The organism is Acinetobacter sp. MF4640 (genome assembly GCF_002018895.1).
Taxonomy (GTDB): Bacteria; Pseudomonadota; Gammaproteobacteria; order Pseudomonadales; family Moraxellaceae; genus Acinetobacter; species Acinetobacter johnsonii.
Window position 1 is genome coordinate 1 of record NZ_MVOM01000156.1, and the last position, 566, is coordinate 566.

A 566-nucleotide genomic window follows, 5' to 3' on the forward strand; every position below is an offset into this window, starting at 1 on the left:
TAGGTGAAGCAATGGGTGTGGTATTTGAAGCTGCTGGCCATGAAACTGTTTATGTGGCAGGAGATACCATCTGGCGTTCTGAAGTTGATCAAGCGATTCAAACATTTAAACCTGATGTGATTGTCTTAAATACAGGTAACGCCTTGGTTGATGGCTTTAAAGAATCCATTATTATGGGCAAAGAAGATACTTATCGTGCAACTCAGAAAGCACCAAATGCTAAAGTGGTTGCTGTTCACATGGATGCAATTAACCACATGTCAGTAACACGTGCTGAGCTTGCAGAGTACGTAAAAGACAAAGGGATTCAAGATAAGGTTTTAATTCCTATTGATGGTGAAACGCTTTCTTTCTAAAGAAACTTAAAGAAGTGGAATACTTCCACTTCTTTAAAATCCTAAGCAGAACAAAACAAATATTAGTTAAGTAAAGGAATAGATATGTCAAAATCAGCTTTATTAGTTATCGACTTACAAAATGAATATCTACCTACAGGTAAATTACCATTGGTAAATATTGAACAAGCTGCTGCTAATGCAGTGAAAGTAATTGCGAAAGCCCGTCAA

General features: G+C 36.7%; 1 protein-coding gene. It reads left to right on the plus strand.

Going from position 1 to position 566, the window contains the following annotated elements; genetic code table 11:
• Nucleotides 1–356: MBL fold metallo-hydrolase (locus MF4640_RS18890; protein ID WP_413772702.1), on the plus strand; the 356-nt coding region annotated here is incomplete at its 5' end.
• Nucleotides 357–566: the final 210 nt, after the last annotated feature.